This is a genomic window from Flavobacterium difficile (assembly GCF_011392115.1).
GTDB lineage: Bacteria > Bacteroidota > Bacteroidia > Flavobacteriales > Flavobacteriaceae > Flavobacterium > Flavobacterium difficile.
Genome location: NZ_JAAJBT010000001.1, coordinates 105,717 through 132,610 on the forward strand (window position 1 = coordinate 105,717; position 26,894 = coordinate 132,610).

At 32.3% G+C, this 26,894-nt stretch carries 25 protein-coding genes; 16 read left to right on the top strand and 9 right to left on the bottom strand.

Annotated features, from left to right (window positions below; all coding sequences use genetic code 11):
• Positions 1-32: 32 nt before the first annotated feature.
• The 10 genes from G4D72_RS00455 to G4D72_RS00500 all read left to right on the top strand — a co-directional run bounded on the left by G4D72_RS00455 (position 33) and on the right by G4D72_RS00500 (position 9,685).
• Positions 33-1,043: a sugar phosphate nucleotidyltransferase gene (locus G4D72_RS00455; protein WP_166075612.1), complete on the top strand. Its 1,011-nt coding sequence runs from the start codon at positions 33-35 to the stop codon at positions 1,041-1,043.
• A 107-nt stretch (positions 1,044-1,150) separates the two neighbouring features.
• Positions 1,151-2,464: a tetratricopeptide repeat protein gene (locus tag G4D72_RS00460; protein WP_166075614.1), complete on the top strand. Its 1,314-nt coding sequence runs from the start codon at positions 1,151-1,153 to the stop codon at positions 2,462-2,464.
• A 59-nt stretch (positions 2,465-2,523) separates the two neighbouring features.
• On the top strand, positions 2,524-3,303 hold the full coding sequence (locus G4D72_RS00465; RefSeq protein WP_166075615.1) for a DUF4292 domain-containing protein: 780 nt from the start codon (positions 2,524-2,526) through the stop codon (positions 3,301-3,303).
• Positions 3,304-3,324: 21 nt separating this feature from the next.
• Positions 3,325-4,590 (top strand): murein hydrolase activator EnvC family protein, encoded by a 1,266-nt coding sequence (locus G4D72_RS00470; RefSeq protein ID WP_166075617.1) that lies wholly within the window; start codon positions 3,325-3,327, stop codon positions 4,588-4,590.
• 389 nt (positions 4,591-4,979) lie between these two features.
• The gene (dusB, locus tag G4D72_RS00475; protein ID WP_166075618.1) at positions 4,980-5,981 is read left to right on the top strand and encodes a tRNA dihydrouridine synthase DusB; all 1,002 of its coding nucleotides are present in this window, start codon (positions 4,980-4,982) and stop codon (positions 5,979-5,981) included.
• Positions 5,982-6,153: 172 nt separating this feature from the next.
• The gene (locus G4D72_RS00480) at positions 6,154-6,924 is read left to right on the top strand and encodes a carbonic anhydrase (RefSeq protein ID WP_207784829.1); all 771 of its coding nucleotides are present in this window, start codon (positions 6,154-6,156) and stop codon (positions 6,922-6,924) included.
• Positions 6,925-6,967: 43 nt separating this feature from the next.
• The gene (locus G4D72_RS00485; protein WP_207784830.1) at positions 6,968-7,675 is read left to right on the top strand and encodes a DUF2490 domain-containing protein; all 708 of its coding nucleotides are present in this window, start codon (positions 6,968-6,970) and stop codon (positions 7,673-7,675) included.
• A 179-nt stretch (positions 7,676-7,854) separates the two neighbouring features.
• Positions 7,855-8,808: a 2-hydroxyacid dehydrogenase gene (locus G4D72_RS00490; RefSeq protein ID WP_166075620.1), complete on the top strand. Its 954-nt coding sequence runs from the start codon at positions 7,855-7,857 to the stop codon at positions 8,806-8,808.
• A 54-nt stretch (positions 8,809-8,862) separates the two neighbouring features.
• On the top strand, positions 8,863-9,249 hold the full coding sequence (locus G4D72_RS00495) for a DUF4234 domain-containing protein (protein ID WP_166075621.1): 387 nt from the start codon (positions 8,863-8,865) through the stop codon (positions 9,247-9,249).
• Positions 9,224-9,685: a DUF2752 domain-containing protein gene (locus tag G4D72_RS00500; protein ID WP_317165215.1), complete on the top strand. Its 462-nt coding sequence runs from the start codon at positions 9,224-9,226 to the stop codon at positions 9,683-9,685. Before G4D72_RS00495 ends, G4D72_RS00500 begins: the two co-directional genes overlap by 26 nt.
• A gap of 180 nt (positions 9,686-9,865) precedes the next feature.
• Here the strand turns inward: G4D72_RS00500 and G4D72_RS00505 are convergent, their stop codons facing one another.
• Positions 9,866-11,671, bottom strand: a complete 1,806-nt coding sequence (locus tag G4D72_RS00505) for a GNAT family N-acyltransferase (RefSeq protein WP_166075622.1) — start codon at positions 11,669-11,671, stop codon at positions 9,866-9,868.
• A gap of 182 nt (positions 11,672-11,853) precedes the next feature.
• Between G4D72_RS00505 and G4D72_RS00510 the strand changes: the two genes are divergently transcribed.
• The 4 genes from G4D72_RS00510 (at position 11,854) to G4D72_RS00525 (ending at position 15,507) form a co-directional block, all read left to right on the top strand.
• Entirely contained in the window at positions 11,854-12,615 is a 762-nt protein-coding gene (locus tag G4D72_RS00510; protein ID WP_166075623.1) for an exodeoxyribonuclease III, read from the top strand.
• Between the two features lie 288 nt (positions 12,616-12,903).
• Complete coding sequence (locus G4D72_RS00515) at positions 12,904-13,869, top strand: OmpA family protein (protein ID WP_166075624.1); 966 nt, start codon at positions 12,904-12,906, stop codon at positions 13,867-13,869.
• A 67-nt stretch (positions 13,870-13,936) separates the two neighbouring features.
• The gene (locus tag G4D72_RS00520) at positions 13,937-14,392 is read left to right on the top strand and encodes a DUF1569 domain-containing protein (RefSeq protein WP_166075625.1); all 456 of its coding nucleotides are present in this window, start codon (positions 13,937-13,939) and stop codon (positions 14,390-14,392) included.
• Between the two features lie 77 nt (positions 14,393-14,469).
• Positions 14,470-15,507 (top strand): aldo/keto reductase, encoded by a 1,038-nt coding sequence (locus G4D72_RS00525; protein WP_166075626.1) that lies wholly within the window; start codon positions 14,470-14,472, stop codon positions 15,505-15,507.
• A 2-nt stretch (positions 15,508-15,509) separates the two neighbouring features.
• Here the strand turns inward: G4D72_RS00525 and G4D72_RS00530 are convergent, their stop codons facing one another.
• The 6 genes from G4D72_RS00530 to G4D72_RS00555 form a co-directional block, all read right to left on the bottom strand.
• Complete coding sequence (locus G4D72_RS00530) at positions 15,510-16,889, bottom strand: PQQ-dependent sugar dehydrogenase (protein WP_235922415.1); 1,380 nt, start codon at positions 16,887-16,889, stop codon at positions 15,510-15,512.
• A 91-nt stretch (positions 16,890-16,980) separates the two neighbouring features.
• Entirely contained in the window at positions 16,981-17,370 is a 390-nt protein-coding gene (locus G4D72_RS00535) for a cupin domain-containing protein (protein WP_166075627.1), read from the bottom strand.
• 88 nt (positions 17,371-17,458) lie between these two features.
• Positions 17,459-19,282, bottom strand: coding sequence for a DUF4139 domain-containing protein (locus tag G4D72_RS00540; protein ID WP_166075628.1), 1,824 nt, complete (start codon positions 19,280-19,282; stop codon positions 17,459-17,461).
• Positions 19,283-19,286: 4 nt separating this feature from the next.
• Positions 19,287-20,429, bottom strand: coding sequence for a vWA domain-containing protein (locus G4D72_RS00545; RefSeq protein WP_166075629.1), 1,143 nt, complete (start codon positions 20,427-20,429; stop codon positions 19,287-19,289).
• 16 nt (positions 20,430-20,445) lie between these two features.
• Positions 20,446-21,204, bottom strand: a complete 759-nt coding sequence (locus G4D72_RS00550) for a hypothetical protein (protein WP_166075630.1) — start codon at positions 21,202-21,204, stop codon at positions 20,446-20,448.
• A 90-nt stretch (positions 21,205-21,294) separates the two neighbouring features.
• Positions 21,295-21,810 (bottom strand): hypothetical protein, encoded by a 516-nt coding sequence (locus tag G4D72_RS00555; RefSeq protein WP_166075631.1) that lies wholly within the window; start codon positions 21,808-21,810, stop codon positions 21,295-21,297.
• Between the two features lie 194 nt (positions 21,811-22,004).
• Between G4D72_RS00555 and G4D72_RS00560 the strand changes: the two genes are divergently transcribed.
• Together G4D72_RS00560 and G4D72_RS00565 are read left to right on the top strand one after the other, a co-directional pair.
• Positions 22,005-22,478, top strand: coding sequence for a T9SS type A sorting domain-containing protein (locus G4D72_RS00560; RefSeq protein WP_166075632.1), 474 nt, complete (start codon positions 22,005-22,007; stop codon positions 22,476-22,478).
• A gap of 12 nt (positions 22,479-22,490) precedes the next feature.
• A complete protein-coding gene (locus G4D72_RS00565) occupies positions 22,491-24,209 on the top strand; it encodes a hypothetical protein (RefSeq protein WP_166075633.1) in 1,719 nt (572 codons plus the stop codon).
• A 57-nt stretch (positions 24,210-24,266) separates the two neighbouring features.
• On the opposite strand, the gene radA is transcribed toward G4D72_RS00565, so the two are convergent.
• Positions 24,267-25,628 (bottom strand): DNA repair protein RadA, encoded by a 1,362-nt coding sequence (gene radA / locus G4D72_RS00570; RefSeq protein WP_166075634.1) that lies wholly within the window; start codon positions 25,626-25,628, stop codon positions 24,267-24,269.
• Between the two features lie 26 nt (positions 25,629-25,654).
• The gene (locus tag G4D72_RS00575; RefSeq protein WP_166075635.1) at positions 25,655-26,860 is read right to left on the bottom strand and encodes an alpha/beta hydrolase; all 1,206 of its coding nucleotides are present in this window, start codon (positions 26,858-26,860) and stop codon (positions 25,655-25,657) included.
• Positions 26,861-26,894: the final 34 nt, after the last annotated feature.

Genomic DNA, 26,894 nt, shown 5'->3' on the forward strand with positions numbered 1-26,894 from the left:
AATTCCCCCTTCGGGGGTTAGGGGGCTAACATATGAAAATAATTGTACCTATGGCAGGTCGTGGTTCACGTCTTCGTCCACATACTTTAACCATTCCAAAACCATTAATTCCAATCGCAGGAAAACCAATCGTACACCGTTTGGTAGAAGATATTGCCAAAGTAATCAATCAACCAATTGATGAAGTGGCTTTTATCATTCACGAAAGTTTTGGTGCAACTGTTGAAAAAGATTTATTAGCCATTGCAACAAAAATTGGAGCAAAAGGAACTATTTATTACCAAAATGAAGCTTTAGGAACTGGTCATGCAATCATGTGTGCTAAAGATTCTTTATCCGGTCCTGCAGTAATTGCTTATGCAGATACATTAATTCGTGCCGATTTCGAATTGGACGCGACTGCCGATTCAGTAATTTGGGTGAAACAAGTTGATCAACCAGAAGCTTTTGGAGTAGTCAACTTAAATGCTAACGGAGAAATTGTTGAATTAGTTGAAAAACCAAAAGAGTTTGTCTCAGATTTAGCCGTAATCGGAATTTATTATTTCAAAGATATTGCAGTACTAAAAAGTGAATTGCAAGCGGTTTTAGATAACAACATTATTCATGGTGGTGAATACCAAATTAATGATGGAATCAAACAAATGATGGCAAAAGGCATGAGGTTTGTACCAGGAAAAGTAGACGAATGGATGGATTGCGGAAATAAAGATGTTACGGTTGATACCAACAACAGAATGTTAGGCTTTTTGCATAATGATGGAGAACATTTAGTGGATTATGATGTAAAAATAGAAAATGCAACCATCATTCCGCCTTGTTATATTGGTGAAGATGTAGTTTTGGTTAACGCAACTGTCGGACCAAATGTTTCATTAGGGAAAGGGTGCCACGTTGTAAATAGTACTATTAAAAACAGTTTAATTCAAACACACGTGCACATTAAAAACGCAAATTTAGATCATGCGATGATTGGAAATCACGTAAACTATAATGGCGAATTCACCAGTGTAAGTTTAGGCGACTATTCAACAATGGAATAATTTTTGATACTCATAAATCGCATGAGGTTTTCATAATTTTTAGATAAATAATAAATTTTGCGGTACTTTGCTTAAGGCTTTGTGTATCTCTGCGTAACAACAAAAACATGAAAAAAATAGTAGCTTTTCTTTTCCTTTTTCAACTTTCTTTCGGACAAGTTAATCCAGAAGAAGTAGAACCTGTAGACAATGAATTTGAATCTGATTTTTATGAAGCCTTGAAACAAAAAGCTATTGAAAATTATGACAAAGCTATTATTTCATTAGATAAATGTTTGCAAAAGCAACCCAATAATCCTGAAATTCATTATCAGTTAGGAGTCAATTATCTCAATCAAAAAAATTATGTGGAAGCAGAAAATGCCTTTCAAAAAGCTGTCGATTTAGAACCTAAACAACGTTGGTATTGGAACGGTTTGTACGATGTGTATTACCAAAGTAAAAATTATACTAAATCGATTCCAATTGTTGAAAAATTAGTCACTTTTGATGCCAATATGAAAGAAGATTTAGTTTCTTTATATATGACTACTCAGCAATTCGATAAAGCAAAAACTGTAATTGATGATATCGAAAGTAAAGGTACGCTTACAAAAGCTATGGAATCCTACCAAATGCAAATTCAAAGCATGCAAAAAGGCGGAAAACCAAAAGTTACTGAATTAGAAGCTGCCATAAAAAACTATCCAAACGTAGAACAAAATTATATCGATTTAATTCTTTATTATTCTACTACAAATCAGGAAGCAAAAGCATTTGAAACCGCTTTATTATTGGAAAAAGTAATTCCAAATTCCGATTTAGCCCATGTAAGTTTAGTGAAATTTCACATCAATGCCAACGACAGTTCTAAAGCTACAGAATCATACAAACGAGTGGTTAAAAGCACTAAAATTGATTTTAAAATTAAACAAAGAGTTTTAAATGAATATCTAATTTTTGCTACCAAAAACCCACAATTACTTACTGAAATCGACAATACGTTAACGTATTTTGATGCGAGTTCAGGAATGGATGTCAATAAAGAATTAGGCAAGTTTTTTTACAATAAAAACAATTTCGAATTGGCACAAAAGTATGTGGAAAAATCCAATTCAAATGATATTGAAGCCATCGATTTGCTACTAAATATATACGATTTCAATAAGCAGTATGAAAAAATGGCCAAAAAATCTGAAGCATTTATCGACTTATTTCCAACCAAAGCCAATTTGTATTATTATGCTGGGAAAGGCTATAACAATCTAAAAAATTATAAAAAAGCAAAAGACTTTCTGGAAATGGGTATCGAATATGTAATTGACGACCCAAATTTAGAATCTGGTTTTTGTAAACAATTTATAATTTGTGCCGACGGATTAGCTGATGCCAAAATGAAACAAACCTATCAAAAACGATTAGATATAATTTCTAAAAAATAACACTAAGTTTGTCGTTCTGAACTGTTTCAGAATCTCAAAAAACATAACAACCATTTTTAATGAAAAAAATCATCACATATACATTAATTGTCTTTACTTTGGCTTCTTGTAAAACCAAAAAAACGGTTACAGAACAAGCTGTATCTCAGGAAGTTGTTGTAGATAAAAAAGCTAAAGAAATCATTCAAAAGCATTATGAAAATGGACTTAGTTTTCAAACGGCTTCTATTCGATCTTCTGCAGAATATCAAGATAAAAAACAATCTATTTCTATTAACGCCGATATCAGAATTAAAAAAGATGAAATCATTTGGATCAATTTAAAATTCTTTGGAATTCCTATGGCAAAAGCTTTCATCACGCCAACTCGTGTAAGTTATTATGAAAAAGTTAATAATTCTTATTTTGATGGGGATTATTCAATTTTAACCAAAATGTTGGGAACCGATTTAGATTTTCAAAAAGTACAAAACTTACTTTTGGGAAGACCAATTGACAACTTAACCAAAGAAGAATTTATCGCAGAAATTGCCGATAATTTGTTCCAACTAAAATCGAAAAACAAATCAGATATAGAAAAAGCCTTTAGTTTCGAAACGGCTAATTATTTGTTGAAGAAACAATATATCAATCAACCTTCTAAAAACAGAAATGTATTGATAAATTATCCTTCTTTTACCAATCAAGACAATATGTTCTTGCCAACTGGCGTTTTTATTTTAGCCAATCAGAAAGATCAAGTGAAAATTGAAGTAGAATATAAGAAAATTACGTTTAATGAAGAATTATCGTATCCTTATTCTATTCCAGATGGTTATTCTCAAATAAAAATAGATTAATTTTGCAAAAAAAATTCTAGCATGAACAAATTTCTTTTAACCCTATTCGTTGTATTTTTTACCTTATCTGTTTCTGCGCAAATAGACGAGAAAGAAAAATTGGAACAAAGAAAAGAACAACTTTTAAGAGAACAAGCTGAGTTAAAAGCCAAACTTCAAAACGAAAAGAAAAAAGAAAAATCTGTTTTAAAAGAGATTGCCGGTCAAGAAGCGCAAATTAAAATTTCTGAAAAAATTATTTCTACTATCGCCAAGCAAGCCAGAATTTTAGATGATAATATTTATTTAACGCAATTGGAAATCAATAAGTTAAATAGAGATTTAAAAATCATGAAGGAAGATTATGCTAAAATGATAGTAAAATCATATAAAAGTCGTTCCGAGCAAAGTCGTGTGATGTTTGTGTTGTCGTCTTCAAGTTTTTTACAAGCCTATAAACGAGTGCAATACATGAAGCAATACGCAGGTTACAGAAAACGTCAAGCGGAAGAAATTAAAATCAAACAAGCCCGATTAGGCACTGCAGTTGCTAGTTTACAAACGAATAAAAAAGAAAAAGAAGTAGTAATTGTTGAGAAAACAAAAATTAAAGAAGAACACGAAAAATTAAAACAAGAAAAAGAAAAAACAGCGAAACTGATTCAAAAAGATAAGAAAAAAATTACCGCAGAAATAGCAGCCAAACAAAAAGAATCTAAAGCTATCGATAAGAAAATCAAAAAAATGATTAACGATGCGATTGCAGCAGAAAATAAAAAAAGAAAAGCAGAACAGCTAGCAGCTGCTAAAAAATCGGGTTCAACAACACCAATTAAAACTACGCCAGTTTCCTCTACTAAAATCGAATTGACTCCAGAAGGTAAATTGTCTTCTGATAGTTTTAAAGCTAATAAAGGACAATTGCCTTGGCCAACAGAAACGGGTTACATCTCAACAGGATATGGTGATGTTCCGCATCCAGAATTCAAAAATATCGTAATACATAATAGCGGTATCGATATTACAACCGATTCTGGAGCTTCAGCAAGAGCTGTTTTTGCTGGAGAGGTTTCAGGTGTACAAATATCTCAAACCACTAATACTTATACTGTTCTGGTTCGTCACGGAGATTTCTTTACAGCCTACAGCAATTTAAGTAGTGTTTCGGTAGCCGTAGGAAACAAAGTTACAGCGAAACAAACTTTAGGTAAAATCAAAACCAATGCAAAAGGAAATTCGGTTTTAAAATTTGTAATCAATCAAAACACGACGGTTCTTAATCCAAAAAGTTGGTTAAAACCAAGATAGTCCCGACGCTTCGGGATTAGAAGCAGAAAATTAGTTTTTCAAAAGACAATTGGTCCCGCTATCCGCTATATTCCCGAAGAAAAATCGGGAGATGCCGCTCCTATCGGGGCTAGAATTCAACTGTAGTTTTTATAAGACATTTGTACAAAAATCCGTTTCATCAGCGTTTTTTATGTGCTCTCTTGTTAAGCGAAGCGTCTCCATCTATGTTTAAAACCTATGTGCCTATGTTTTTAAAATACCCAAAATAGGTTTTATTAAGTATATTCTATATGTTCTGATTTTAAGCGATACGTGTCAACACATTCTAAAAATCTATGTGTCTATATGTTTAAAAAAAAATCCCAACTTCCAACTTCCAACTTCTAACTTTGTATTATCTTTGCACCATGCCAAAAATAGGAAACATTATCTTACCTGATTATCCCTTACTTCTTGCTCCAATGGAAGATGTAAGTGATCCACCATTTCGCCGTTTGTGTAAAATGCACGGTGCCGATTTGATGTATTCGGAATTTATTTCTTCTGAAGGTTTAATTCGTGATGCCATGAAAAGCCGAATGAAACTGGATATTTTCGATTACGAACGTCCAGTAGGTATTCAAATTTTTGGTGGTGATGAAGAAGCGATGGAACTATCTGCTAAAATTGTAGACACCGTTCAGCCTGATTTGGTAGATATTAATTTTGGTTGTCCAGTAAAAAAAGTAGTTTGTAAAGGCGCTGGCGCTGGCGTTTTAAAAGATGTCGATTTAATGATTCGTCTTACGAAAGCTGTTATCAAAGGCACTAGTCTTCCCGTTACAGTAAAAACGCGTTTGGGTTGGGATGAGAATTCTATTAATATCGACGAAGTGGCCGAACGTTTACAAGATATTGGTGTGCAAGCTTTAACGGTTCATGCTAGAACGCGTGCACAAATGTATAAAGGGCATTCGGATTGGACGCATATAGAACGTATTAAAAATAATCCAAGAATCACCATGCCAATTTTCGGAAATGGTGATATCGATTCTCCAGAAAAAGCTTTAGAATACAAAAACAAATTTGGTTTAGATGGTATGATGATCGGTCGTGCCGCCATTGGTTATCCTTGGATTTTCAATGAAATCAAACATTTTTTCAAAACAGGAGAAAAATTAGCGCCACCAACGGTTGCAGATCGAGTAGAAGCAGCTCAAAACCATTTAATTTGGTCTATGGAATGGAAAGGCGAACGCGTTGGAATCGTAGAAATGCGCCGACACTACACCAATTACTTCAAAGGCATCCATGATTTTAAACAATACAAACAACGCTTAGTAACCACTGATGGTCACAACGAATTATTTGAAGTTTTTAATCAAATAAAAGAAGTGTATGCGGATTATGATGTTACATCTATTAGTTAGCGATCTAAATTTTTTTAAAAATCAATTTTATATTATAAGACTCAATTCGTTGGGTCTTTTTTTTGAACAAATTATAATTAAAAGTTAAATACACAAAACTAATAGTAAAGCTATCAAATTTGTGTATATTTGTATTAATAAAAATAGTATAAATATTAAAATTAATTGTGAAATGAAAAATTTAGTATTCTTATCCGCAACCTTATTTTTTACCTTACTGTCTTTTTCCCAAAAAAAAGAAAAAAAAACCACTAAAATGATAACCGATTCTGTAGCATGGAAAAAAGACCATTACGTAGTAGATCGTGATTCTGCTTACGCTGATCCAAGAATTGGTTTGAAGAAATTAATGGGTGGAAATAAACGATTTGTTGAAGGAAAAACGATTAAACCACGACAAGACATGAATGTCGTTAAAAAATTAGAAGATGGTCAAGAACCTTTTGCAACTATTGTTGGTTGTAGTGATTCGCGAGTACCAAACGAAATGATTTTTGATCAAGGTCTTGGTGATTTATTCATCATACGAACTGCAGGTCAAGTTTCTGCTGCAGCATCTTATGGTAGTATGGAATTTGCAACTTTAAAGTTAAAGACAAAGTTAATCGTAGTATTGGGACACACAGAATGTGGTGCAGTAGCAGCTGCTGTTGAACGTCCTGAAAATGTACCTGGACATATTGTGACACTTATTAATGAAATTAAACCTGCAGTTGCTAAATGTTCGCATTTACCTGGAAATCAAGTTAATAATGCAGTAAGACAAAATGTTATCGATCAAGTGAATAATTTAAGAGATTTAGAACCAATTTTGCATAAAAAGTATGTTGATGGTGAAATATTAATTGTTGGAGCAGTATATGACATTCACACAGGTAAAGTAGAATTTTTAGAAGAAACCTTAATCAATTTACCACAACCAAAAAAAGATGATGAAAAATAGTATAGTATTTTCTATATTCTTGTTTTTTTGTAATAGTACATTTTTGTTTGCACAAAACACCCGTTGGAATGATGCCAATCAAATTGGTTGGTACAATTATTTCGGAACGTTTAAATTAAACGATCAATTTAGTATTCACTCAGAATATCAATGGCGTCGAACGGAATACATTACAGAACAGCAACAAGGATTATTGCGAATAGGTTTAAATTATCAATTGAATGCTAAAGTTCAATTTAGACTTGGATATGCATGGATTGAAACAGCTCCATATGGTGAAATACCTATAAATAGTATGGGAAGAGATTTTACCGAACATCGCATTTTTCAAGCTGTTACTCTTTCTGATAAAATTTCGATAGTAGAATTATCGCATCGTTTTATGTTAGAACAACGCTTCGTAGGAAGATATTCTACACCAAACGTAGTATCAGAAGACGATTTCCCGATGCTAAACCGTTTTCGCTATATGTTCAGGATGCAAATGCCTTTAAAAGGAAATACCATAGGAAATCACACTCCATATGCCGCTGTGTATGATGAGATTTTTATAGGTTTTGGTCCAAATGTTAATGAAAATGTTTTCGATCAAAATCGAATTGGTCTTTTGCTTGGTTATAAATTTAATTCTAATCTTCGTTTAGAAGCAGGATATTTAAACCAAACCTTGCAACTCGGTCGAGAAGTAAATCAACAAAACGTTTTCCAAAACAATAATGGATTTATTCTGAATACAATTTTAAATTTTTAAGCTTTGTTTTGATACTTCAAGAAGCCATCTCATAATTTTGAGATGGTTTTTTTATTTTTTGAATTCTATGACAAAAAATTAAGCAACAATTCAAATGTTTTTTTAATTTGTTTTTAATAGCATTCATTTTTGCGAATCTCTGTGTAAAACCCTAACTTTCCACTTTTATATTCAGCAACATGTCAGATGTATCTAAAGTTAAAATCCTTCATATCGATTCCAATCATCCTTTACTTTGGGAACAATTGGAACATGCTGGTTTTACTAACGAAGCCGATTTTTCTTCAACCAAAGAAGAAGTCGAAAATAAAATCGAAAACTACCACGGAATTGTCATCCGAAGCCGTTTCAAAATTGATAAAGCGTTCCTCGATAAAGCTAAAAATTTACAATTTATTGCCAGAGTTGGTGCTGGTTTAGAAAGTATCGATTGTGAGTATGCAGAAAGCAAAAACATTAATCTAATTGCCGCTCCAGAAGGAAATTGTAATGCTGTTGGAGAACATGCTTTAGGTATGATTTTGTCGCTTTTTAACAAATTAAACAACGCAGATAAAGAAGTCAAATCCGGACAATGGAACCGAGAAAGTAACCGCGGTACCGAATTAGATGGAAAAACCGTCGGAATTATTGGTTACGGAAATATGGGAAAATCGTTCGCAAAAAAATTACGAGGTTTTGATGTGGAAGTTTTATGCTACGATATTTTACCAAACTTGGGCGATGAAAATGCGAAACAAGTTACTTTACAAGAACTTCAGCAGAAAACAGATGTGTTGAGTTTGCACATTCCTTGGACTCCAGAAACCGATAAAATGGTAGATGAAGATTTTATTAATCAATTCGAAAAGTCGTTTTGGCTAATTAATACTGCTAGAGGAAAAAGTGTAGTAACTGCCGATTTAGTAACTGCATTGAAATCTGGAAAAATTTTAGGAGCTGGTTTAGATGTTCTAGAATACGAAAAATTATCGTTTGAAACCTTATTTGAAGGTGATAAGCCAGCAGCTTTCGATTTTTTATTACATGCGACTAACGTTTTGTTGACGCCACATATTGCGGGATGGACCTTCGAAAGCAAGGAAAAACTTGCCCAAGTAATTGTAAACAAAATAATCAGTTTATATGTGTAACAAAAATAAAAAATAATCAACTAATCATAACTAAAACTAAAAACTATCAAAATTATGAATGAAGTTACAAACCACGAAGAATGGAATAATCCAAAACCAAATATTCCAGTATTCAAAGTAGATCCAGTAATGGTATTAATTTTCGGAATATTAACTTGCGGATTATACTTAATTTATTGGAACATTAAAGCAGCAGAAGTAATGAATGCTGTAACAGGAAAAGAAGTTATTTCTTCACCAGTAGCTATTTTAGCTGGATGTTGTATGCCAATTAACTTGTATTACTACTGGGTAGCAGGTAAAGAAGCTTTGCCAAAAATTTATGAATTAACAGGTCAGCCACAAAAAGATGAATCTGTACTTTTATTGGTATTAGGATTTTTCTTCCCAATGGTATCTGCCATGATTATTCAAGGTGATATTAATAAATTATACAATTAAGCCTTTTATAAAAAATAGAATTTTAGGAATAATTGGTGTACTCGTTACACTGATTGTTCCTTTTTTTATTCAACAAACTAATTCTGGAAATTTAGATAACGAACAATCATTTTGTCCGTTTAAAATGCTTACTGGATTTCCTTGTCCGGGTTGCGGAATTACAAAATCAATTGTATACTTCTATGAAGGTGATCTTTATAGGAGTATGTTACATCACTTGTTTGGACCTCTATTTGTAGTATTCTGTGTGCTGGTTTTATTGAAACTTATTGCAGAAATAATCTACAACAAACCTTTTTTTGATAAAATATTCTACAGCATGAAATTAGGCTACATTATGGGACTAGCTTTAGGAATTTATCATCTAATCCGATTGTTTTTTTACATCAAAGACCATAATTTAGATGCTGTTTTGAAGCAATCTATTTGGCAATAATTAAAAAAGAGTCAGGTAAAAAGAGCCAAGTAAAAAGAGCCAAGTAAAAAGTAAAAAGAGCCAAGTAAAAAGTAAAAAGAGCCAAGTACAAATTACAAAGAGTCAAGTAAAAAGAGAATGTCTTGAAATATGTTCAAATCGTTTTTGCTTCTCAAACTCCAAAACTTACAATCCAAATAATTACCCTTTGTGCTTTCTTTCTAATTCTGCTTGAAATTCTTCCATAACTGGTTTTACAGTACTTTCAGGAATATCAGAAATTTTAATATACATCAATCCGTCTATCGCATTGTTAAACATTGGATCAACGTTAAAAGCTACCACTCGAGCGTTTTGTTTGATGTATTTCTTAATTAATACAGGTAATCGTAACGAACCTGGTTCAATTTCATCAATAATTTTGTCGAACTTGTTTAAGTCTGCTTCTGCTTCGTTAAAAACGAAATCTTTATCAGCATCTTTAAGTTTTACTTTGTATTCTTGCTTTGGTTTGATGTATTGTGCCACATAAGGATCATAATAATTTGATTTCATGAATTCAATCATTAATGATTTTGAAAATTCCGAAAACTGATTACTGATACTCACACCACCAATTAAAAATTTATGTTCAGGATAATGTAATGTGGTATGTACAATTCCTTTCCAAAGTAAAAACAAAGGCATAGGTTTTTGTTGGTATTCCGAAATGATAAAAGCGCGACCCATTTCAATAGATTGGCTCATCATGTCATTTAATTCTGGTTCGAATTTGAAAAGTTCATTCAAATAAAAACCTTCTAAACCATATTTTGGAAATATTTTCGATCCAAATCCCATTCTGTAAGCACCGGCAATCATTTGAGCGTCTTCATCCCATAAAAACATGTGATGGTAATATTGGTCATATTTGTCTAAGTCAATGGCTTCGTTAGTTCCTTCTCCGACTTCTCTAAAGGTAATTTCTCTTAAACGACCAATTTCGTGTAAAATATTAGGGATTTTTTCAGCGGTAACTAAAAATACTCTGTAATTCTTACTTTGTAATAATTGATAATCGCCTTCTTTTAAGAAATTGATTTCTTCAATAATTTGCTCATGATTAGCAGGTTTTACAATTTGTTTGGCTGCTTTTGGACTACTAGTAAATTTTGGAAATGTTAATCGGAAGTTTTCTTCTTCTTTTTCTTCAAAAGATTTAGAAAGCATGTAAGTTTTCTTTCTTAAAAACTCTCCAAATTCAGGAATAGTTTCATGCTCATTTAATTCATTTACAGAAATAGGTTTTCCAATACGAACTTTAATTACTCGGTGTTTTTGTGTCAATAATTCACTTGGTAATTTTGCAGTTCTTAAAGTGTCATTTAATTTAGATAAACGATAAAATAATTTACTGTTTTGGGCATGAAAATATATGGGTACAACAGGAACTTTTGCTTTTTTAATAATTTTTAAAGCACCTTCTTCCCATGGTTTGTCGACAATTAATTTTCCGTCTTTATAAGTGGAAACTTCACCTGCAGGGAAAATACCCAATGGTTTTCCATCACTTAAATGACGTAGGGTTTCTTTAATGCCAATCACACTTGATTTCGCATCTTTATGATTTTCAAACGGATTTACCGGCATAATGTACGGTTTCATCGGTTCAATTCTGTGTAATAAAAAGTTGGCAATTATTTTGAAATTAGGTTCGCGTTCTAGCATTAATTTCAATAATAAAATTCCGTCAATTCCACCTAAAGGGTGATTTGATATGGTAATGTAAGCGCCGTCTTTTGGTAAACGTTTTAAATCTTCTTCCGGAATTTCAAATTTTATTTGAAACTCATCTAAAATCGCATTTAAAAATTCTAAATCGCTGAAATGTTTGTTTCGGTTGTATATTTTATTTAAGGTAGAAATCTTAAGTACTTTCATGAGTAACCACCCAGAAAAAGTTCCTAAAATTCCATATTTATCCGTATTTATTGCTTTGGCTACTTCTTTTGCAGTAACTAATCCCATCTATATTGTGTTTTGAGCAAGTAACAAAGATAACAATTCTATTGAATTAAGAGTCATCAAAAATACACAATTGCTAACATTTTAAAAATTAGTAAAGTTTCCTAAAAATTTTATAAAATACTTGTTCTATAAGCCGTTTTATTGAAAACTTTTTCTATTTTTGAGAATTAGAAAAAACAAAAATGAAGATTATCTCTTACAATGTAAATGGTATTAGAGCTGCCATAACCAAAGGTTTTATTGAATGGTTACAAAGTGCCAGTCCAGATGTAATTTGTTTGCAAGAAATTAAAGCTACCGAAGATCAAATTCCAACGGAAGAAATTGCAGCTGCAGGTTATCCTTTTCAATATTATTTTTCTGCTCAAAAGAAAGGATATAGCGGTGTAGCTGTTTTATGTAAAACGGAGCCTAAAAATGTAGTTTATGGAACTGGAATAGATGCAATGGATTTTGAAGGTAGAAATTTACGTGTAGATTACGATAATTTATCTGTTATGAGTATGTATTTACCTTCAGGAACAAATATGGAAAGATTAGGATATAAGTTTCAATATATGGACGATATTCAACAATATATTGTAAATTTAAGGAATGAAATTCCACATTTAGTCGTTTGTGGCGATTATAACATTTGTCATGAAGCGATTGACATTCATAATCCTAAAGGAAATGAAAAAACATCAGGTTTTTTACCTGAAGAACGTGCTTGGTTAGATGGTTTTATGAAAACAGGAATGATTGACACTTTTCGTCATTTGAACAAAGAACCCCATCATTACAGTTGGTGGAGCTATAGAGCCAACGCCAGAAATAATAATAAGGGTTGGAGAATCGATTATTGTTTAGCGGCCGAACCGTTAAAAGATAAAATAAAAAGAGCTTTAATTTTACCAGAAGCGAAACATTCAGACCATTGTCCGGTTTTGGTTGAAATTGAATAATGTGAGAGCAAGGTAAAAGTACAAAGTATAAAGAGCCAAGTATAAAGAGCCAAGTTTAAAGAGCCAAGTATAAAGAGCCAAGTATAAAGAGCCAAGTAAAAGAGCCAAGTAAAAAGAGCCAAGTACAAAGTATAAAGATTCAGGTGTAAGTTTGAGTCATACAACCAGTTATTAAAAATAAACGTCTAAAATAGAGGAATGATTCTAGCGGAATCAAACATTTATAAATAAAAAGAATTATTCACAAACCAGATTCCAGCGGAATCATATATTTACAATATTTATAACATGATAAGAAGAGTAGCCCTAGCCGTATTGGTATTAACCGTGAGTACTTCATGTGTTTCTAAAAAAATCTATCAAGATTTAGAAAACAAGTTTGCCGAACTAAAAAAAGAGCGTAACACATTAGCGGATGAAAATGATGGTTTAAAAACAGAAAATGGAACGTTAAAAACGGATTTAGAAAAGTATAAATCCGAAGCCGAAAAATTAAAAGCGGAACGTGATAAACTAGCTGCCGATTATGCTGCAACAAAAAAGAGTTTAGACAATTTAAAATCGTCTTACGCGGCACTTGAAAAAGATAGTAATGAAGCGTTGGATGCGAATATTAAAAAAAATCGTGAATTGTTAGCAGAATTAGAAGCCAAACAAAAAGCGATGAATGCTGAGCAAGATAAACTAAACAAATTGAAAGCTGATTTGTTAAAATCATCAACTCGATTAGCAGAATTAGAAAAAATTATGGCCGACAAAGAAGCGGCTATGAAAAAATTAAAAGAAACCTTGTCTAAATCGTTAAAAGCGTTTGAAGGAAAAGGATTAACCGTAACAGAAAAAGATGGAAAAGTTTATGTTTCTATGGAAAATAAATTACTTTTCGAATCTGGAAGTTATACAGTTGGAAGTGAAGGTAAAAAAGCAGTTGATTTAGTTGGTAAAGTTTTAGGGGACAATCCAGATTTATCTGTTTTAATTGAAGGGCATACCGATAACGATAAAATTACAGGTACTTTAGCAGGTGGAATAGAAAGCAATTGGGATTTGTCAACAAAACGTGCGACTTCAATTGTAAACATTTTAACGGCTAATCCAAAAGTAAATAAAGCGAATTTAACTGCTGCAGGAAGAAGTGAATTTGCACCCTTATTAAGCAACGATTCTGCTGAAGGAAAAGCAAAAAATCGTAGAATTGAAATTATTTTAACACCAAAATTAGACGAATTGTCTAAATTGTTAAATGAAATGTAATTTTCTAATTAATATAATTTAAACCTAACAATTTTCAAGTTGTTAGGTTTTTTTAAATCAAACCATCATGAACGCACTTCACAATCATCTTCTGCAGTTAGAAAAACATCTTCCTAATTTAGACAAAACCAATACTAACGTTTCCAAAAGCACTATTGGCTGGCAAATAGACCATTGTTTAATGGTGATAAATGGCGTGATTAAACAATTAGAAATTTCAAACCCATCTGAATTTCAATCCAAATTTAATTTTCTAAAGTTTTTAATTCTTACGTTTAAAAAAATTCCTAGAGGAAAAGCAAGAGCTCCAAAAATTGTAACGCCCATTGAAGTGGCCACTTCAGAAGAATTGAAATTAAAAATCGATTTAGCAATAAATAATGTTTCAAAACTTCCCACTTTTTCTGATAAATTATTTTTCAAACATCCTTATTTTGGTGATTTAAGTAAAAAACAAACGGAAAAATTCTTATGCATTCATACGAAACATCATTTAAAAATTATTGAAGATATCTTGAAATAAATAAAATCTATTCAACTACAATCCTTCTTTTTACTAAACTTCGTAACTTCGCCATTCAAAAAAAATAGTTCACTATAATGAAATTCACAACCCTTCCAAATACTCATTTAAAAGTTAGTAAAGTCTGTTTAGGAACCATGACCTTCGGTAATCAAAATACTGAGGCTGAAGCACATTTTCAATTAGATTATGCAGTAGAACGTGGTATTAATTTTATTGATACGGCAGAAATGTATCCTATTGGTGGGAACGAACACATTTTTGGAAGTACAGAACGTTATATCGGAACTTGGTTAGCCAAAAACAAACACAAACGTGACGATTTAGTAGTAGCTACAAAAATTGCAGGACCCAATAGAGGTATGACATACATTCGTCAACCACTTGATTTCTCTAAGAAAAGTATTACGGAAGCTGTCGAATTAAGTTTGAAAAACCTCCAAACGGATTATATCGATTTGTATCAAACGCATTGGCCAGAACGAGTGATGAACATGTTTCAAAAAAGAGGTTTAGAGAAAATTGATACGAATTGGAAAGAAAATATTTTCGAAGTATTAACCATTTTTGATGGATTAATTAAAGAAGGGAAAATCAAACATATTGGTGTTTCTAACGAAAATCCTTGGGGCGTAATGAAATTTTTAAATGAAAGTGAGAAGCATAATTTGCCTAGAATTGCAACGATTCAAAATCCATTTTCGTTATTAAACAGGCTATATGAAGTGGGTTTATCAGAAATTGGAATGCGAGAAAATGTAGGTTTATTGGCCTATTCGCCATTAGGTTTCGGATTTTTATCTGGGAAATACTTAAACGGAATGCCTGAAAATTCCCGAATGAAAATGTTTCCGAATTTTGTACGATACACGAATGAAAACTGCTACAAAGCCACAAAATTATATCAAGATTTAGCGCATAGTTTAGGTTTAACCCTAACCGAAATGGCAATTGCCTTTGTCAACCACCAAGAGTTTGTTTCTTCCACGATAATTGGCGCCACAACTATCGACCAATTAGAAGAAAATATCAATGCATTTGATGTGATGTTAACTGATGCGGTTTTAGAAGAAATTAATAAAATTCAGGAATTAATTCCTAATCCTGCACCATAAACTTATTCGACTACTAATTTATATTGCGAATATTCATTACTTTCATTTTGTATTGTAACGAAGTATAAGCCTTTGGAAAGTGGACTAATATCAATTTTATTTTGAATAATTTTTTCGGTTTCTTGTTGTAAAACTAATTTTCCATTGACATCGTAAATTTCAACTTTTGTGGGATAATTCGATTGTGATGTATCTATAAAAAGTATGTTTTTTGCTGGATTTGGGTAAATCGTAAACAAATTTTTATCGAAACTTTCATGGCTTAATGATGTGTCAACTATTTTGTAAATGGTTCCACTGGTGATATCTGAAATGTATAATTCTCCTGTAACATCTTCTCCAAAACTCGCGAAATTTCCAGGAAACGTTGCGCTATATGTTGTGGTTCCTGTTGAGGTTGTAATTCCAATTTTACCCAAACAATAATCGGAAAACAAATATTTTCCTACTAAATTGGGATAGGTTGTACCTCGATATACATAACCACCTGTTATAGAACAAGCTCCGGTAGTATGATTCACAGCCACTAATGGAGCAGTAGTGCCAGTAATCGTAGCGCAATTTCCAGCGTTATTGTATACTGAATTGGCTTCAAAACAACGCCAACCATAATTTACATTCGCCAAAGTTGGTGCTACTTTATTCACTTCTTCAAATGCACTTTGGCCTACATCGGCAATCCATAAATCGCCAGTCAATTTATCGAATGTAAATTTCCATGGATTTCTTAGTCCAATTGCCCAGATTTCATCATTGCCTGCTATACCAACATAAGGATTGGTTGGTGGATTCGTATAAAATGGCGCAACGGTTGAATTGACATCAATTCGTAACATTTTTCCTAAATTTTCATTGATATTTTGGGCTCTATTTCCGGGGTCGCCGCCACTACCGCCGTCGCCCATGCCGATATATAAGTATCCGTCTGGTCCAAATTTTAAACTTCCACCATTATGATTGTCGAAGGGTTGGTTTACGGTAAGTAAAATGGTACCTGTTGTATTGGCAACATTCGGATTTGCAGACACGGAATATCTTGCAATTACAGTATTTCCAGCTGTATTGGTATAATTCACAAAGAAAAAACCATTTGTAGCATAATTTGGATGAAAGGCCAATCCTAATAAGCCTCGCTCAAAGGCATTTGTACTAATTAAAGAAGAAATATTTAAAAAAGGAGTAGCGTTTACCGATCCATTTGAATTTAGAATTTTAATTCTACCCGTTTGTTCAACCACAAATAAACGGGAATCTCCAGCGTGTGTAATTTCAACTGGTGAAGTGAAACCTGTACTAAAAGATTGAAGACTTAAGGTTTGAGCAAAAGTCAAATTGAAAAGAAAAAGCAAGATAATTGAAATAGTTGTTTTCATAACTGACATAGTTTTTAGTTTTAGTAAAAATAATCAAAAATTCCAACAACTTGTTATGTAATTATTTTAAAATCATATAGTTATGTTTTTTTTGATGAGTTTATAAATTTAATTTTATATGAATAGCTTGAAGCGACTCGTTACCAACCACACGGGCTTTGTGTCCGTGGATTTTAGCATCAAATTCTATGTTTTCAGGTAAATTATCTTTCGCAATGAAGCAATCTCCAATATTGAATATTTTATACTCGCCGTTTTGCAATTCAATTTTTAAACTTCCTTTTTGGATGATAATAAAAGTAGCATCACCAGCTAAATGAAAATCAGTGGCATAACCAACTTCACTTTTTCGTATTCTGAAGTTTTTCGAACCAATTTGTTCGGTTAAAAATAAACCGCCGCGTTGTTGTGCCGAAAAGTCTATATTTTCAAAAACAGAAATCCCATTTTCGTTAGTGGTTATGGTTGGAATAATAAAAGGCTGGTTCATAGATTTAGTTTTATTCAAAAGTAATAAAAAACCCAACAAGTAGTAAAACTTATTGGGTTTAAAGAAACATGCATAACAATTGACTTAACTAAAGATTTCCAATCACTTTATCTTTAGGATATTTTACTTTATAACTAATTCTGTATTTCTTGGTTTCGTTGGGTTTTAGTTTGATTTCCCAAGTTAAAACACCTGTTTCTTCATTCGCTTTAGCGCCGTCTTTTTCTAAAAGCTCTACCGTCATTTCTTTATCAGAACTTAACGGATATTGATCTTTTAGCAACATGTTAATTTCTTCTTTTTTATTGTTTCGAACAGTAATGTCATAGGTAAAAGTTTGTTCTTTATAAGAAGATAAAAATTTCGTTCCCGATTTATCTACCACTTTTTCACGTTTGATAGAGATTTTTTTATCTCTTCCCATGCTTAAATTTAACGTGTCTTGTGTTTGGTTAGGATTGATTACGGTTTTGCCTACATACATGCCTTCGAAAATGATATTTGCTTCACCAGGTAATAAATTATACTTAGAATAATCGTTCAATTCGGCTAATAAAAAGGCTTCATTTTCTGCTTTAGGTACAGCGTAATATTTGTAAGTGGCAGGCAATTTTAAATCTTTCAACGCCACACTATGCGCTTTTCCGTTTGACAAAATGTCGTAGGGAATATCAATATCGAAAGAAACGTTTAGTTCTTGCTCTTCGATTGTAGTATAATCGTCCATGTTTTTTGTTGAAATAAGAATTACGCCATTTGACCCACGATTTCCGTATTGAGCAATTGCATTTGCATCTTTTAAAACGGATACAGATTTAATACTATTTGGAGATAGTTTTTTAAAATCATCAGCATTTGTTGGGAAACCATTAATCACATATAATGGGTCAATATCAGCATTGTTGGTACCAACACCGCGAATTATCACTTTTTGATTAGCTCCTGGTTGACCGTTTGCAGAAGTAATATTTAAACCAGCTAGCTCTCCTTGAAGTGTATTTATAGTAGACGCGTTAGGTCTGTTATCAAACTCTTTAAATCTGTTTTCATATCTCAAAAACCATGCTTGTAACAATGGCGCCACATTGTTTTGATTTGGATTGCCACTGGAAAGGGTTAGTTTGACTTTTTTCCAATCAATTCCTGTGCTTTGCATAACTTTGGCTTTGTACATTAAGTTAATTGGCGAGTTGATATTTTCCGCACGTAAATCGTAAAAGGGTTGCCAAGAAGCGGAGTTAGTAATATACGTCACATCTAAATTTACGATTCCAGCCACTTCATTCATCACCTGTAAAATTAATTTTCCTTTAGATGATTTATCTTCTTTTTGGGTATTGATCACCAATTTGTTATTTAAATCGGTAAGTGTTTTGTTCCATTTCGATTCTTTCTCTTCTAAAATAACAATGGCATTGTCTAATTCCGTTCTTTTGGCTTTATAATACTCGACTAGTTTCATTAATTCTGTTACATTTAGACCAGAATTGGCACCACCAACTGCTTTGTTTTGATCCAACATTTCTATAGTTTGTTGATGCGAATACTTGTCAATTTGTATTTTCTTAATTTCTTTTTGAACAAAAGCAATACTGTCACGAACGCGTTTAATGGTCGGATTACTTTCGTCAATTTCATATTCTGAAATGTAATTTTGTGTAAACTGAGTAGATAAAACGGTAACACTACTTGGAGCGCCGATTTGAATGGTTCCTTCGTTTAAGTAATCAGCCACGTTTTTTATAACGATTTCGCTAGTTCCAACGGGTAAATTAACGGATGTGGTTTGAAACAATTCGGCTCCAGAAAAATATACAGTTGCCGCTTTAGTTTTTGCCGAAGTAAAAATCGGTTTTTGTGCTAGTGAAATAGCAGTTACCAATAAAGTTATGGTTAGAAGTAGTTTTTTCATGTTTTTATTTTTTTTCTTGAGTATAATTTTTTGTTTTGGCTAACTCGATAATTGAATTGCTAATGGCGTTTCCTAAATCGTCTTTCGTATTTTCTTTTTTTGCTTCAGCGTCTATATACGCTTGACGTTGTTTGGCTAATTCGGAAATTTCTTTCTGAATGGTTTCTCTTTCTTTTGTTTTTTCAGCTACAATTGTTTTAATTTCTGTTGCCGATTTCCCTTTTAATTCTTCGGGTAATTCTTCGGGTTTTATTTTCAAAAGCGCAGTTGAATCTGCTTTAACTCTATCCACTAAATCCCAATTGGTATTGGTGTAAACGGCTTTTGATTTACTCACAGCTCTTTCTGTAATATTAGCTACAGAAATACTTTCTGCATTTTTATCTTGTACCGCTTGGTTCATTTTTTTCATTTCTCCTTCTGCGCCGTATCCAATATATGTTGCATTAATTTTGATGTTCAATTCGTTTATTCTAACGTCGTAAGGTGTTACAATATATCTTATGGTTTCATTGCTATTGATGTTGAAATATTTTCCTTGTGCTACATCAGCGCCATCTTTCCATAATAATTGTATGCCATCATTTTGATTGCCACAGAAAATCGTATGGATATAAATCCCTTTTTTTAAAGCCTCACTAATCGCTTCTTTATATTGAATTGGTCCTTGGTTGAAGCCTTCATTGCCACAGATATACACCAATTTCATGTTGTTTTTTCCGTCGTCCCATTTTAATTCTTTAGTCGCATCGCTTATTACAGCGCCACAATATTCTGATCCACCATTTGTTCTTAAGGAAAATAATTTTTCAGAAATTAAATCTAAATCTGTTGTTAAAGGTGCAACTTGTCGGATGTAGTTTTTTTCTGCTGCAATTCCGTCGTTGCCATATTCGTACAAAGCAATTTCAATGGTTGGCGTTTTACCAGAATATTTTAAAGTTGTAAGAGTGTTCACAATATTCCACAATCGCGATTTGGCTTGTTCAATTAAACCATCCATACTACCTGATGTGTCAAGTAAAATAGCGACCTGAATTTTTGTGTTTTCTTCAATTTTTGAAGCTTTAGTTGCTGCAACACTATTAAAGCTCATTAGGCTAAAAGTTGTCAATAACAGACAAATGTTTAAAAATATTTTTTTCATAAGTACCATTTTAAAATTAGGAATTGTTTTTTTTATGTGTTTGATTAATAATACCTAAACCGCCCATAATCATATAATTTTGTAATTCTTTTTCTGGATTGATGTAGATGTTTAGAGCTAAGGTGTTGTTTTTGATGTTTTTTAAATCAATTTGAAACGTATTGGTATAGTTTTTGGAATCTGTACTAATGCTAACACTTATTTCTTTAGTGTTTTCATTCAGTAAAACAGGAACTTCAAATTCTCCTGTTTTTGGATTAATTTTCATGTTTTTCGAAGCTCCATTGATGAAGATAGTTAAGTTTGGATATAATTTTTCAGAAATTGGTTTTTTGGTTTTATGATCTAAAAGTTTTCCTTTAATGTTAAATGATAAGATTTTTATCGTTTGTTCTTTATATGCTATTTTGCCAACTTTAAAACCTTGATTACTTTTTGCATCTACTTCCGTTTTTGCAGGTTCTTTTTCTTGAGCAACTACATTTGTAGTCAACAAAACAGAAGCAGCAATGGCAGTTGTATATTTTAATGTCTTTAATTTTGAAGTTTCGTTATGTTCGAAAACCTGTTCTAATTGAGAGGTTTTTAAACGTGCACAAATAGAAGTGTCTTTGGAATTCGCTAAAATTTTGGCAATTTCAGAATTTGTTTTGTAACTTAAATCGATGACATTTTTTGCACATGATTTACAAAATGAACCATTTGTATTGGGAGTCATTTCGCTAAATTTGGCAGTGCATGGGTTTTGTATTTCTAAAGAAAATTGTTTTTTCATAATTACTTTTTTTAAGTTGAAACAGCCATCGTATATATGTCATATTTATATAGATGATGTAATTATGAAAAAGGTTGGAAAGGTTGGGATTTATTTTTCTAAGTTTTCAATAAACTGCTCAATTTCAAGTTTTTGACGGGAATATTTTTTTTGTAATTCACCATCTTTTTCCATTCGGTTGTAATATTCGAGAGCTTTGTTTGCAAAAAATTTTCTCTGAAATTTAGAAGCATTTGGTACTTTTGGAAAGATTTCATGGAAACACATTTCGTAATAGGCTTGCCATTCTCGTTCGTTTCGGTCTAGAATTTTATATTCGGCAGATTTCTGAATTACATGAACCATTTCGTGTGCCAAAAGATTAATGATTAATTCAAATGGAAATTCGAATGTATTTTCTGGAATTCTAATAATTTGAGAATCACCAATTTCACCTTCAGCAGTGAACAAAATGAAATTAGGCTCGGCTTTTTCTCTGAATTCGATGCCTTTAAAGTTGGGATGTTTGATGTCGAACTCTTCTAATAGAAATAAAGCGGCAGCTTCTGTTTGTCCTAATTCGTGATAAGATTGAAGAATTTGAACTATTTCTGCTTTGGTTTTCATTTTTATTGATAAAAAAATAATTTTTCAGATAATTAATAATTACAAAATGTCATATTGTTTAAATTATATTCAAAAAAAACAACCTAAAAAATAGATGTTAAATTAAAAAATGTTAAATTAATAATTTATTAATAAAAAAATTATTACTCAAAAAGATATTTTTTTTAAATTTGAAACAAATAAAAACTAATTATATGAAAAAAAAAATTATTTATTTGATTCTGCTTTTTAGCAGTATCGGTTTCGCACAAAAAGATATTGTTTTTTCGGGAGGTAATGGTTCCGGTCCTGGTGGATCAGTGAGTTTTACTTTTGGACAAATTGCTGTAACTGAAATTTCAGGGACTAATGGAAAAATGTCACAAGGGGTTCAGCAGCCAATTGAAATTTACACCTTATCTAGTGAACAATTTATGTTGGATTATCAGATTGGTTTATTTCCAAATCCAGCAATTCATTCAATTACTTTAACATTAGACAAATACGAGGAATTAAATCAAATTACTTATTTAATGTTTGATGTTACTGGTAAGTTAGTAAGAAATGGAAAACTTACTAATAATGAAACTATTATTAATGTGTCTGACTTAGCTTCTGCAACTTATTTTTTAAATATGTTAGATGGTGGGAAGTTAATTAAAACTTTTAAAATAATCAAAAACAACTAAATTAAAACTATTATGAAAAAAAGCAAAAATTTATTTTTAATACTTCTTTTAATTGGATTTGTCTCATTTGGACAAGCTCCACAAGGTTTTTCATACCAAGCAGTCATAAGAAACGCGTCAGATGCAATTGTAGCAAATGCTTCAGTTGGTATGCGAATAAGTGTTTTACAAGGTTCAGTATCAGGTTCGGCAGTTTATGTTGAAACTCATGTTAGTAATACAAATGGAAATGGGTTGTTGACACTAAATGTAGGTGGAGGATCTGTGGTTTCGGGTTCTTTGGCAACTTTAGATTGGACAGCGGGGCCTTATTTCATTAAAACAGAAACTGATCCTACAGGAGGCACATCATACAGTATTACAGGTACAGCGCAAATTTTGAGTGTTCCTTATGCTTTATATGCTGTAAAAGCAGGGTCTTCAGCAGCTGCAGGTACAGATACTCAAATAACTTTTAATAATTCAGGTGTAGCTTCAGGTAGCGTTAATAATACTTGGGATAATGTAACGAACACGCATACTGTTGTTGGTACTTCTGTAACTACAAACGAACGTGTCTCTTCTTTGGCTGGATTAGGAACTCGTGTCGTTTTAACTGATGCTTCTGGAAATTTAACTGTATCAGGTGCTACAGGTGCTACAGGAACTGGTAATACCAACTATCACACTAAATTTGTTAATGGACCGGCTGGTGTTATAGGTAACTCGATGATTCAAGATAATGGAACTTCAGTAAGTATCAACTATCCTGTTCAATCGAATTCTCAATTATTTGTATATCGTCAACAATTGACAGCAAACGGGGATGGTCAGTCAACTATATACGGATATCGTGATCGAAATAATCAAAATGTGGGAGCTAGCTATGGACAAAATGGAAGTAATACAGGACTAACAGGTATGTCATTTTGGGGCGATGATTATTCATTTGGTGTAGGAGGATGGAATTATAATGACTTTTCTCGTACAGGAGGAGTAGTTGGTGGAGAAATTTATGGTAATTATTGGGGGTCTTTAGGATACAAAGCTGCTAGTACTGTTACTTATGGAGTATATGGTTCTAATGCTTTTAACAGTGGAACTGGGCGATTAGCAAATAATTTAACTCAAGGAGTTGGAGGTGGATTTTTTGGTATGATTGGTTCTATGACTAAAGGAAATGTTATTGGTCAAATTAATGCAGGAGATTTATTTTCTTCATACAATTCTGGAAATGTTTATACTCTAGGTAAAAATATCGAATTGGTTGAAAATGTGGATCAAACTAAAACGGCTGTTTATTCAGTAACTAGTACAGAATCAACAATATATGCTAAAGGGAAGGCGCAGTTAGTGAATGGTGAAGTTTATATTGCATTCAATGATTCATATAAAAAATTATTGGGTGAAGAACCAGAAGTTACGGTTTCACCAAAAGGAAATTGTAATGGAATATATATCGCTTCAATAGATAAAAATGGATTTACTGTAAAAGAATTGAATAATGGAAATAGTGATGTAGCAATTTCATGGATATCAGTAGGGAATAGAATTGATAGTCGTTTAGATGCTGCAACAAAAATGGTTGAGGATAAAAATTTCGACAAAAATATTCAACAAGTATTATTTAATGACGGATCAAATTTACAAAGTAAAGGAACAGGAATTTGGTGGAATGGAAATAGCATTCAGTTTGGAACTATGCCAGAGAGTTTATCTAAAGTAGTGCGAACAAGTAAAGAAGTTAAGTAATAATCATTTATTTTATAGACAAAAGGAGAGTAACTATTAGTTAGTCTCCTTTTTATTTTACCCAAACAATTGTTCCACTAAATCTTCAATTTTGCTTACCATTCGTACATCAATTTTAAAATCTTTTGGATTGATTTTATTGTGTTTCGATACGAAAATGGTTGAAAAACCTAATTTTTCTGCTTCATGAATGCGTTGTTCGACTTTATTCACTGGACGTATTTCGCCAGTTAAACCTACTTCGCCAGCAAAACAAAAATCTTTATCAATCGTAATGTCTTCGTTAGAGGATAAAATGGCTGCTACAACCGCTAAGTCAATCGCAGGATCATCAACATTGATTCCGCCAGTGATATTTAAAAATACATCTTTCGCACCTAAACGGAAGCCTGCGCGTTTTTCTAAAACGGCTAAAATCATGTTCAATCTTTTCAGATTATAACCCGTAGTACTGCGTTGAGGTGTACCATAAACGGCTGTAGAAACAAGGGCCTGAATTTCTATCATTAACGGTCGCATGCCTTCTATTGTAGTAGCAATTGCGGTTCCAGATAAATAATTGTCTTTATTAGAAATTAATATTTCAGACGGGTTTGAAACTTCTCTTAATCCGTTGCCTAACATTTCATAAATACCTAATTCGGCTGTAGAACCAAATCGGTTTTTTAACGCTCTTAAAATTCTGTATACATGATTTCGGTCGCCTTCAAATTGTAAAACGGTATCGACCATATGTTCTAAAATTTTCGGACCTGCAATAGTTCCGTCTTTGGTAATATGACCAATTAGAATTACAGGAACATTGGTTTCTTTAGCGAATTTTATCAGTTCGGCAGTACATTCTCTAATTTGAGAAATACTTCCTGCTGAAGATTCTATGTATTCGGTATGTAAGGTCTGAATCGAATCAATAATTACCACTTCTGGCTCAATTTCTTCAATTTGACGAAAAATATTTTGAGTTTTGGTTTCGGTTAAAATGAAACAATTATCCGTTTGACCCGTAATTCTTTCGGCACGCATTTTTATTTGTTTCTGACTTTCTTCTCCAGAAACATATAACGTTTTATAAGGTAATTTTAATGAAATTTGTAATAAAAGCGTACTTTTTCCAATACCAGGTTCGCCACCTAAAAGTGTTAAAGAACCTGGAACTAAACCACCACCTAATACGCGGTTTAATTCGCCATCAGTGGTGTTCATTCTTACTTCCTCTGATGTCGAAATTTCATTAATTTTCAAAGGTTTGGCCACTTTTTTTGCTTCAGATGAAGCGCTTCGCCAGGCTTGTTTTTCTTCTTTTTGAATAATTTCTTCTACAATGGTATTCCACTGTTTACAAGAAGTACATTGTCCTAACCATTTTGCATAGTTAGTGCCACAACTTTGACAAAAGAAAGAAGTTTTTAGTTTAGCCATTTATTTTTGTTGGATTAATTTGAGGGTTACTCGTCTTTTTTTGGTTCTTCTGCCGGAGTTTCCGCTGGTTTTTCTTCTTTTACTTCTACTTCTTTTTTAGATTTTAAGGCTTCTGCACGATCTAGAATATAGTTTTTTGTTAAGTCACCAATTTCAGATTTGGTATAAGCGTTCTGATATTCTTTAGCTGCTCTTTTATATTGTCCGATTTTTTCAAAGTATAACCCTCTGTGGTAAGTTCCTAACATAGTTTTAGGATATTGTTTGTCGGCATAATCACCCAAAATTTCTAAATCTGAGTACGCTTTGTTTTTCATGATGGCTGCTTCAATAGCTTTAAAATCAGAATATCTTGGTTGCATTTTTAATCCGATTTTTTTCTCGATATAATCGTATTTGTCTATTAAATATTGCGCATATCCGCTTTCTAGTTTTAAAATTTTTTCATTGAATTCTAATTTTGAAATCGGTTGGTAACCCTTAAAAATGAAGTAAAAAGCACTTGGAATAGCCTCTGCAACTAAAGAGTAATGTGAAGTATTTTGAAACACATCGTATCTGTAAGTTACATTTGGATTTTTTATTTCTTTAACAAAATCGTCTAACTTTTTAGTGTTCTCTTGAATTTCCTCCAAATCAGCTTTTGAAGTTGCTTGGTAATAAAAAATAGGTTGTTGAATTTTTGATAATCTTTCAGCAATTCTTTCTTCCATCGATGGTGCCATTTCAGGTGAAAGAGAAATAAATGCATTAAAAATAGGGTCGTCTTTATAGATGTAAAAATTCAAAAACCCTGCAGTTGTATCGTGTCCGGCAATGATTCTAAAAGGTAAAGTTCTATATTTTTGTTGTACATAGGGTAACAATTCGAAACCGATAAATTCGAAAAATTTTGCCCCTGAATCTTTAGGTAAGCCTTCTTCTCCAAAATTACTATCGTTAAAACGTGCTTCACCGTAATTTTGATTTATGGCTACAATAATCATTTCCGGTAGATCATCCCAATAGTTTCCGTATTTCAATATTCCTGAAAAAGGATCTGCTAAATATTCACCATCTAAAAGTACTAAAACTGGATATTTTTTTTCAGGATTACTTTCATAAGATGCTGGGAGTATGATTGAAAAAGTTCTTTCTTCATTGAGTTTTTTAGACTGAATTTTTTCATCTACTTTTTGAGCAAAAGTAGCAAGCGAAACCATTATAAATAGTAGGAGAGCTTTAATTTTCATGTGTTATTGGTTTTGTAAATAAAGCAGCAATATA

Coding starts and splice junctions, on each gene's coding strand:
- G4D72_RS00510 (WP_166075623.1), top strand. CDS start 11,854: ATGAAGATTATCTCTTACAATGTAAATGGTATTAGAGCTGCCATAACC.
- G4D72_RS00525 (WP_166075626.1), top strand. CDS start 14,470: ATGAAATTCACAACCCTTCCAAATACTCATTTAAAAGTTAGTAAAGTC.
- radA (WP_166075634.1), bottom strand. CDS start 25,628: ATGGCTAAACTAAAAACTTCTTTCTTTTGTCAAAGTTGTGGCACTAAC.
- G4D72_RS00480 (WP_207784829.1), top strand. CDS start 6,154: ATGAAAAATTTAGTATTCTTATCCGCAACCTTATTTTTTACCTTACTG.
- G4D72_RS00460 (WP_166075614.1), top strand. CDS start 1,151: ATGAAAAAAATAGTAGCTTTTCTTTTCCTTTTTCAACTTTCTTTCGGA.
- G4D72_RS00535 (WP_166075627.1), bottom strand. CDS start 17,370: ATGAACCAGCCTTTTATTATTCCAACCATAACCACTAACGAAAATGGG.
- G4D72_RS00520 (WP_166075625.1), top strand. CDS start 13,937: ATGAACGCACTTCACAATCATCTTCTGCAGTTAGAAAAACATCTTCCT.
- G4D72_RS00455 (WP_166075612.1), top strand. CDS start 33: ATGAAAATAATTGTACCTATGGCAGGTCGTGGTTCACGTCTTCGTCCA.
- G4D72_RS00555 (WP_166075631.1), bottom strand. CDS start 21,810: ATGAAAACCAAAGCAGAAATAGTTCAAATTCTTCAATCTTATCACGAA.
- G4D72_RS00515 (WP_166075624.1), top strand. CDS start 12,904: ATGATAAGAAGAGTAGCCCTAGCCGTATTGGTATTAACCGTGAGTACT.
- G4D72_RS00530 (WP_235922415.1), bottom strand. CDS start 16,889: ATGTCAGTTATGAAAACAACTATTTCAATTATCTTGCTTTTTCTTTTC.
- G4D72_RS00495 (WP_166075621.1), top strand. CDS start 8,863: ATGAATGAAGTTACAAACCACGAAGAATGGAATAATCCAAAACCAAAT.
- G4D72_RS00545 (WP_166075629.1), bottom strand. CDS start 20,429: ATGAAAAAAATATTTTTAAACATTTGTCTGTTATTGACAACTTTTAGC.
- G4D72_RS00560 (WP_166075632.1), top strand. CDS start 22,005: ATGAAAAAAAAAATTATTTATTTGATTCTGCTTTTTAGCAGTATCGGT.
- G4D72_RS00470 (WP_166075617.1), top strand. CDS start 3,325: ATGAACAAATTTCTTTTAACCCTATTCGTTGTATTTTTTACCTTATCT.
- G4D72_RS00540 (WP_166075628.1), bottom strand. CDS start 19,282: ATGAAAAAACTACTTCTAACCATAACTTTATTGGTAACTGCTATTTCA.
- dusB (WP_166075618.1), top strand. CDS start 4,980: ATGCCAAAAATAGGAAACATTATCTTACCTGATTATCCCTTACTTCTT.
- G4D72_RS00490 (WP_166075620.1), top strand. CDS start 7,855: ATGTCAGATGTATCTAAAGTTAAAATCCTTCATATCGATTCCAATCAT.
- G4D72_RS00465 (WP_166075615.1), top strand. CDS start 2,524: ATGAAAAAAATCATCACATATACATTAATTGTCTTTACTTTGGCTTCT.
- G4D72_RS00550 (WP_166075630.1), bottom strand. CDS start 21,204: ATGAAAAAACAATTTTCTTTAGAAATACAAAACCCATGCACTGCCAAA.
- G4D72_RS00575 (WP_166075635.1), bottom strand. CDS start 26,860: ATGAAAATTAAAGCTCTCCTACTATTTATAATGGTTTCGCTTGCTACT.
- G4D72_RS00565 (WP_166075633.1), top strand. CDS start 22,491: ATGAAAAAAAGCAAAAATTTATTTTTAATACTTCTTTTAATTGGATTT.
- G4D72_RS00505 (WP_166075622.1), bottom strand. CDS start 11,671: ATGGGATTAGTTACTGCAAAAGAAGTAGCCAAAGCAATAAATACGGAT.